Raw genomic sequence first — 7,825 nt, 5'->3', positions numbered from 1 at the left:
TGCACGGCGCCGGCCAGCACCGCCGGGGTGTTGAGGCCAAAGCTCGATTTGACATAGGCGTCGACCAGCCGCGCCGGCCCGCCGTGATCGGCCAGAAAGCGCCCCCACTGCGCGCCGACCCAGGCATCCGGCCCTTCGCCAAAGGTCACCGACTCGCCCGACAGCACCAGCAGCGGAATCTGCTCGTGGTACGCGGCGCGGATGCCCATGGCGGCGTGCAGCGTGCCCACGGTGGCGTGGATCAGGCACACGCCGAGCCGGCCGCTGGCGCGCGCGTAGCCCATCGCCTGACCGATGGCCAGATCCTCGTGGCGGGCGTTGTAATAGCGGGGCGCTGGCTGGCCGGCGGCGGCGCGGCGCGCCAGCGCTTCCCACAGCGGCGGCCATTCCGAGCCGGGTGACGAGAAGATCGCCTCCACGCCGTAACCGTTCAGGATGTCGATCAGGACTTCGGCGCCGTTGGGCTGGCTCATCGGGGCCTCCTCGGGTGGGTATCGTTCGTTATCTAACAGGCCGTTGAAAAAGGCTTCCTGCCCTTTTTCAACTCGGCTCGTCGCGGCACATGTCCGCAACGAGCCTCCGCCAATCAAGCGCTTGAGGCGCTTGATTGGCGGGCAAGCCATCCCTGGCCTGCCAAGGGCGCAGACCGGCGTCCCGCCCGACGCCCATCATAGACCCGCCAACCGACCGAACGATCGGCAGGTGTCGCGTGCTATTTTTTGCGCCTGCCCGGCCACCGGAGACACCGCCATGAACGCCCCGCACAGCGTGTCCGACTACACGCACCTGGTGCAGCGCGAGCGCGTGCACAGCGCCATCTACACCGATCCTGCCATCTTCGAGCAAGAAATGGCGCGCATCTTTCACCGCACCTGGCTGTGCGTCGGCCACGAGGCGGAGCTGCCCAACCCCGGCGACTACCGCGCCACCACGCTCGGCCGCCAGCCGGTCGTCATGGTGCGCGGCGAGGATGGCCAGGTGCGCGTGTTCATGAACCGCTGCCGCCACCGCGGCATGACGGTGTGCGAAAGCGAAACCGGCAACGCGCGCTTTTTCACCTGCTGGTACCACGGCTGGGTGTTCCGCAACACCGGCGCCCTGCAGGACGTGCCGGGGCCGGCCGGCTACGGGGCGGATTTCTGCAAGGACGATCTGGGCCTGACTCCCGCGCCGCGCCAGGCAATCTACCGCGGCTTCGTGTTTGCGAGCCTCGCCCCCACCGGCCCCTCGCTCGCCGAGCACCTGGGGCCGGCCGCCAAGTACCTCGACATCTACATGGACGCCTCGCCCAGCGGGCAGATCGAGGTCACCGCCGGCGTGCACCGCACGCGCTACCGCGGCAACTGGAAGTTCGTCGGCATGGACGGCTACCACCCGCACTACACGCACCGCTCGGTGCTGGACGCCTGGCGGCGGCGCCAGGGCGGCAACATGGCCGACACCCACCACGGCGACCCGTTCGCGGACGAGTCCGGCAACCTCACGCGCGATCTTGGCAACGGCCACGTGCTGCTGGATTTCTTCCCCGGCCGCATGGCGCACCTGGAGCGTTACCTCACCACCCTGCGCAAGCAGCCGCAGGGCGAGGAGTACATCCAGAGCATGTTCGAGGCTTATGGCGCCGAGCGCGGGCGCGAGCTGCTGGCCTGGGCCGGCGACCCGCACGTCGGCATCTACCCCAACCTGCAACTGATCGGCGTGCAGATTCGCCTGCTGCGCCCGCTGGCGGTGGACGACACCGAGGTGCTGATGTTCCCCGGCCTGCTCAAGGGCGTGCCGCCCAGCATCAACGCGCTGCGACTGCGCCAGCACGAGTCGTTCTACGGCCCGGCCGGCGCCGGCTCGCCGGACGACGCCGAGCTGTTCGAGCGCAACCAGGAGGGCCTGCAGGCAACGGTCGAGCCCTGGCTTTACCTCGCCCGCGGCCTGAACCGCGAGCGGGTGGAGCCGGACGGCACGCGCGTGGGTCTGGTGGGCGACGAAACCACCCAGCGTGGCCAGCTGCGCGGCTGGCTCAAGCTGATGGCGGAGGGCTGAGCGTGAACATCACCCGCGACGCCGTGGAGGCGTTTTTGTTCCACGAGGCCGACCTGCTCGACGACCTGAAGGTCGAGGACTGGCTCGCCCTGTGGGCGCCCGTGTGCTGCTACTGGGTGCCCTGCAACGACCGCGACGCCGACAGCACCGACCCCGCGCGGCAGGTGTCCATCATCTACGACGACCGCGCGCGGCTCGAAGACCGCGTGTATCGGCTCATGAGTCCGGCCGCGCACAGCCAGCGGCCGCGCTCGCGCATGCGCCGGGTGGTCGGCAACCTGCGTTTCGAAGTGCGCGAGGGCGAGGTGCACACACGCACCAACTTCGTGCTGGCGGAACTGCGCCGCGGCCGCCAGGACATCTGGTCCGGCGTCAGCCAGCACCGCCTGCTGCCGGATGGCGACGGCTTCAAGATCAAGGCCAAAACCGTGCTGCTGACGCAAAGCGACATGGCCATCGACAATCTCACCTTCCTGCTGTGACCGCGGTATTCCCCATGCACCAAGACCTCACCGCCGTGCTCACCCGTCCGCTGTCCGGCCGGCTGCATCCGCAAGTGGCCGCGCACCTGGCGCAGCTCGCCGCCATGAATCCGCCGCCCATCGAGGTGCTGACGCCGGAACAGGTGCGCATCGGCTTTCGCATGCAGCTCAAAATGACCGCCGGCCCGGCCACGCCGCTGGCGGTGGTACGCGATCTGCCCATCCCCGGCCCGGCCGGCGCGATCAGGACGCGCCTGTACCGGCCGAGCGCCGACGGCGCGCTGCCGGGTCTGCTGTTCTTCCACGGCGGCGGCTGGGTGATCGGCGACCTCGACAGCCACGACGACCTGTGCCGCGATCTGGCCGCCCAGGCCGGCTGCGCGGTGCTGGCCATCGACTACCGCCTGGCGCCGGAGCACCGCTTCCCGGCCGCGGCGGACGACGCCATCGCGGCCACGCGCTGGGCGAGCGCCAACGCGGCAGGGCTCGGCATCGACGCCGCACGCCTGGCGGTGGGCGGCGACAGCGCTGGCGGCAATCTGGCAGCCGTCAGCGCGCTCGCGGCGCGCGACGCCGGCATCCCGCTCGCCGCGCAGTTGCTCATCTACCCGGTCACCGACATGGCACACCTGGAAGGCGAGTCCTACGCCGCCTGCGGCGAGGGTTATGGACTCACCGCCGGCGCCATGGTGTGGTTTCGCGACCACTACCTCGCCGACCCCGCCTCGGCGCAGGACTGGCGCGTGTCGCCGCTGCTTGCCAAAGACCTTGGCCGCCTGCCACCGGCGCTGGTGGTGACGGCCGAATTCGACGTCCTGCGCAGCGAGGGCGAGGCGTACGCCAAGCGTCTGGCCGACGCCGGCGTGCCGACCACGCTCGCCCGCTACGACGGCATGATCCACGGCTTCGCCTCCATGGCCGGCGTGCTGGAGGTGGGCCGCCAGGTGCGCACCGACATGGCCCACTGGCTGGCCGACCGCCTGCATTGACGACCGTCAAGATACGCGCCGCGCCGCCGGTGATGATGCGCACAGGGCGCCTTGCCCCCCACTCGGACGCTGCCCCATAAGGAGATGAGGAACGATGTCCACCCGCACCCTGAGCCCCAGCGAAACGCTGCTGCGCGAGTACATGCGCGCTCCTACCCTGGCCATACCCACCGCGCTGCTGGCGGTACTGATGCTCGGCGGCATGGCCGTCGTGTGGCACCAGTGTCTGACCGGCCATCTGAGCTACTGGGCGGGCGGCATCATCAATGGCCTGCTCAGCTACGGCCTGTTCAGCCCCATCCATGACGGCGCCCACCGCGCCATCTCGCGCATCGGCTGGCTGAACGAGCTGATCGCCGACGTGTCGCTGCTGTTCCTGTTTCCGTACGCGCCGATGGTGGCGCTGCGCTGGCTGCACAACCAGCACCACATCCACGCCAACGGCCCCGAGGACCCGGACCGCTTCGAGCACGACGCGCCCCGCTGGCAGGCGCCGCTGCGCTGGGCGTTCTTCGACATCTGGTACATCTGGTACTTCTTCACCCGTGGCCAGCACCTGGTGAAGAAGCACAAGAAAGAGCTGATCGTGTTCTACACCGGCCTGGTGGCGGTGGTGGGCACGCTGATCGCCATGGGCTACGGCTACGAGCTGTTCTGGTTGTGGTTCATCCCGACCCGCATCTCGCTGTTCCTGATCGCGGTGGTGTTCGTGATCCTGCCGCACCACCCGGCGCTGGTCAGCCACCACGAGGACCCGTACCTCGCCACCACCATGCGCATGGGTTGGGAATGGCTGCTGACGCCGCTGCTGGTATACCAGAACTACCACTTGATCCATCACCTGTACCCGACGGTGCCGTTCTACAAGATGCACCGCGTCTGGTACCTGCGCTACGACGAGCACGCCAAGCACAACGTGAGCTACCAGAAAGCCTTTGCGCTGGCGCCGGACAACATCGAACTGCATCACCAGTTCCACGCCAAGCAATCAGGCACCGCGGGCAACGCCACGCCCACGCCAAGCGGCGCCTGATTCCGTAGCCCATCTGCAACCCCGGCCGCGCGCCGGGGTTTTTTTTGGCCCAACGCCGACCCGGCTCACCCGGCGCGCCTGACGCCCGCATGGCGTCCGGAGATCAAGGAGATAAGGCACTGGCGTGACGCGTGACGCGGTTGCGCAGCACCGGGTATGAGCGAAGTGTGCGCAGGGTGTCCGCGGCGCCCGACCGATCCAGCACTCGACGTGTGTTGGTTCAGCGTGCAAGCCGACCCCGGTATTGCCCTACCAGCCCGTTGAAAGCCGTCTTTCAACGGCCAGGTCAACGCTTAGCAGGCCGTTGAAAAATGCCTTCCTGCCCTTTTTCAACTCGGCTCGTCGCGGCAACATGTCCGCAACGAGCCCCCCCCAATCAAGCGCTTGACGCGCTTGATTGGGGGGCAAAGCCACCCTGGCTTGCCTGTTAGCGCGTCCTTGGCCTCCCTGCCGCGGACGAACAGCGCTGAATGGATCAGCGTTTTCCAGACGCCGACTGAATCGGCGTGTTCAGAAACGACAAAGCCCCCGCGGGCCGGCGCCGCAACGATGGCGCCGGCCCGCGGGGGCTGGGTTGGCTCTTGCTTCAGTAGCCCATCAGCTTGCGGTATTCCTTCCAGAACGCGCGAATGGTGGTCTCGGTGACCAGGTGGTCCGCGTCGGCGACGTCGCGGCCGCCCATCTCGATGCAGGACCACTCGTTCTGGTCGCGCACCACCGCCTGCTGGCAGATGACCGACGATTCGCCGTCTTCCATCGAGATCAACCCGGCCGGGCCGATCAGGTTGATCTGCTTCAGTCGGATGTTGCGCAGCTCTTCGTCGTCGGTCTTGTAGCCGAAGAAGGTCCACACCAGCTCGAAGGCATCGCGGCCCTTGGGCACGATCTGGCGCACCGCCAGTGTGTTCTGGATCTGCTGGATCACCAGGTTCGGCATCAACGACATGATCACCAGCGTGATGTCGTCGCCCCATTCGCCCTTGCGGCCCTTCAGCAGCGAAGGGTCGTCCAGCGTGTAGGTGTCGGCCTGGTAGGTGCGCAGCTTCGAGTCCTTGGTCTCGGCGATGGCTTCCTCGGTGTCGGTACCCGAGCGCGAGAACAGCACCGTGTGCCAGCCGCCGGTGATCTTGACCCCGCCCACCTGGCTCGACCGGTACAGGCCGAAGGTCATGTGGAACAGGTGCAGCAGGCTGGCGTGGTAGGGATCCTTGGTGTTCTCGGCATAGAACTTCCAGTTGCTCGGGATGTACTGGCGGGCGTGACCGATGACCTCGATGTCGCGGCCCTTGAAAATGCGCTGCAGGTGCTCGTCCACCGCACCGCCGGCGCCCAAGTACTGCTGCACGCCGGGCATGGTCTCGTCGAAGGTGGCGAACACCACGCCGTGGTAGTTCTCCACCCGCAGCTTGCGCAGGCCGTGCTGCTTCATGTCGAAGTCGGCCGGGTAGCCGCCCTTGCCGCCCAGCCCCTTGCGGAACGGCACACCCACCAAATCGCCCTTGGCGTCGAACGACCATTGGTGGTACACGCAGGTATACGTGCCGGCGGCGTTGTTGCCGCGCAGCTCACGGCACACCAGCGCGCCGCGGTGCGCGCAGCGGTTCACCCAGGCGTGGATGGCGCCCTGGTCGTCGCGCGTCATCACTACCGGCGTGTCGCCGACGAAGGTGGCCTTGTAGTCACCGGCGTTCGGCACTTCGGCCGCCAAGCCGATGAAATTCCAGGTCGGCCCACGGTAGATGCGCGCCTGCTCCTCGTCGTACACCGCCTGCTCGGTGAAAACGCCGTACGGCACCGCCGAGCAGACACCCTCTTCCGGCCAGATGAGTCCGCCGGTCCGTTTCACGCGTGCGTCCATGATCGATTACTCCTTGGAAAAACGGCTCAGATAGGGGTGACCATCAGGGTCTGGATGCGGTAAGTGTCGAACACGCACAGCTTCTCCTTGAAGCGCAGCTGCCCGTTCACGCGCACGATCTTGTCCACGTACTTGCCGGTGTTGTAGACGCGCGTTTCCCCATCCAGCAGAGTCTGGAACACGCCGTAGTTGGTCTGCGCCGTGATCACGCCGCCCTGCTCGCCCAGGATGCGGGTGTTGCTGACCAGGTGGCGGTAGAAGTGCGGCGCGTAGATGTTGGCCTTGCGCAGCGCCACGATGCGGTCACGCAGCATGCCCTTGCTGTCGCAGAACATCACCGCCACCGGCAGGCCGAGGTCGGCGTTCTCGCGCGGGATGACCTTGTACACGCACTCGTCGGTGAAGAAATCCGGCCACTCCTCGAGCCGGTCGTCGTCGATGCACTGCACGTAGGCATGGATCAGGTCTTCGACCTCCTGCCGGCTGGTGGTGACAGGGGCCGTGGCAACGGCGGTAGACATGGGCGGCACCTCGTATCGACGTTCAGGTGCAGGCATTGTGGGTAGGCAGTGGGGGTGGCCATTGACCGCCGTCAAGCGTGCAAAAACCCAACGGCTGTTCGGCCCTGTGGCGCCGCGGGCTTCACGGCGGCACGGGGCAGGCGTAGATTGGTCCGACGCACCGCCGCTGGAGGAGACGTCCATGAACGCGCCCGCCACATCTGTTGCCGCGGCACGACTCGACTGGCCCGCCCTGGGTGTCAGCCGCGTGCCGTATCGGGTCTACACCGACCCCGACCTGTACGCGCTCGAGCAGGAACGCATCTTCCGCGGCCCGGCCTGGAATTTTCTGGGACTGGCGGCGGAAATCCCGAGCCCCGGCGACTTCAAGGCCACCTTCGTCGGCGACACGCCGGTGGTAATGACGCGCGGCGCCGACGGCGCCATCCACGCCTGGGTGAACCGCTGCGCGCACCGCGGCGCGCTGGTGTGCCGTGAGCTGCGCGGCAACGTGGGCCCGAACGGCACCCACACCTGCGTCTATCACCAATGGGCGTATGACGCGGCCGGCAATCTGGTCGGTGTGCCGTTCCGCAAGGGCCTGGGCGGCAAGGGCGGCTATCCGGCCGATTTCGATCTGGCTGAGCACGGTTTGCGCAAGCTGCGCGTGGAGGACTACCAGGGCCTGGTGTTCGCCACTTTCGACGACACCTTACCGGCGGTGGAGCCCCACATCGGCGCCACCGCCGCACACTACGTCAAGCGCATCTTCAATCGCCCGCTGCGCGTGCTCGGTACCACTCGCCAGTACATGAACGCCAACTGGAAGGTCTACGCCGAGAACCTGCGCGACCCGTACCACGCGAGCCTGCTGCACCTGTTCCACTGCACGTTCGGCCTGTACCGCTCGACCCAGGAGGGCGGCA

General features: G+C 67.5%; 8 protein-coding genes. 5 read left to right on the top strand and 3 right to left on the bottom strand.

Features of this window, described 5'->3' with window-relative positions; all coding sequences use genetic code 11:
- Positions 1-473 (bottom strand): thiamine pyrophosphate-binding protein (locus PHC73_RS09235; protein ID WP_300126989.1); only part of this gene is annotated, 473 nt, incomplete at its 3' end.
- A 277-nt stretch (positions 474-750) separates the two neighbouring features.
- Here PHC73_RS09235 and PHC73_RS09230 point away from each other — a divergent pair.
- The 4 genes from PHC73_RS09230 to PHC73_RS09215 all read left to right on the top strand — a co-directional run bounded on the left by PHC73_RS09230 (position 751) and on the right by PHC73_RS09215 (position 4,541).
- Positions 751-2,037, top strand: a complete 1,287-nt coding sequence (locus PHC73_RS09230) for a Rieske 2Fe-2S domain-containing protein (protein WP_300126987.1) — start codon at positions 751-753, stop codon at positions 2,035-2,037.
- Positions 2,038-2,039: 2 nt separating this feature from the next.
- Complete coding sequence (locus PHC73_RS09225) at positions 2,040-2,519, top strand: aromatic-ring-hydroxylating dioxygenase subunit beta (RefSeq protein WP_300126985.1); 480 nt, start codon at positions 2,040-2,042, stop codon at positions 2,517-2,519.
- A 14-nt stretch (positions 2,520-2,533) separates the two neighbouring features.
- A complete protein-coding gene (locus tag PHC73_RS09220; RefSeq protein WP_300126984.1) occupies positions 2,534-3,508 on the top strand; it encodes an alpha/beta hydrolase in 975 nt (324 codons plus the stop codon).
- Positions 3,509-3,602: 94 nt separating this feature from the next.
- Complete coding sequence (locus PHC73_RS09215) at positions 3,603-4,541, top strand: fatty acid desaturase (protein WP_300126982.1); 939 nt, start codon at positions 3,603-3,605, stop codon at positions 4,539-4,541.
- Positions 4,542-5,127: 586 nt separating this feature from the next.
- Here the strand turns inward: PHC73_RS09215 and PHC73_RS09210 are convergent.
- Together PHC73_RS09210 and PHC73_RS09205 are read right to left on the bottom strand one after the other, a co-directional pair.
- Positions 5,128-6,399 carry an aromatic ring-hydroxylating dioxygenase subunit alpha gene (locus PHC73_RS09210; protein WP_300126980.1) on the bottom strand — a complete coding sequence of 424 codons (1,272 nt, stop codon included), beginning with the start codon at positions 6,397-6,399 and terminating at the stop codon, positions 5,128-5,130.
- A 26-nt stretch (positions 6,400-6,425) separates the two neighbouring features.
- Positions 6,426-6,920 (bottom strand): aromatic-ring-hydroxylating dioxygenase subunit beta, encoded by a 495-nt coding sequence (locus PHC73_RS09205; RefSeq protein WP_300126978.1) that lies wholly within the window; start codon positions 6,918-6,920, stop codon positions 6,426-6,428.
- A gap of 181 nt (positions 6,921-7,101) precedes the next feature.
- On the opposite strand from PHC73_RS09205, the gene PHC73_RS09200 reads away from it, so the two are divergent.
- Positions 7,102-7,825, top strand: a 724-nt coding sequence (locus PHC73_RS09200; RefSeq protein WP_300126976.1) for a Rieske 2Fe-2S domain-containing protein, incomplete at its 3' end; no start/stop codon positions are given.

Source organism: Immundisolibacter sp. (genome assembly GCF_028696615.1).
Taxonomy (GTDB): Bacteria; Pseudomonadota; Gammaproteobacteria; order Immundisolibacterales; family Immundisolibacteraceae; genus Immundisolibacter.
This window is presented reverse-complemented; position numbering and strand designations above follow the sequence as displayed.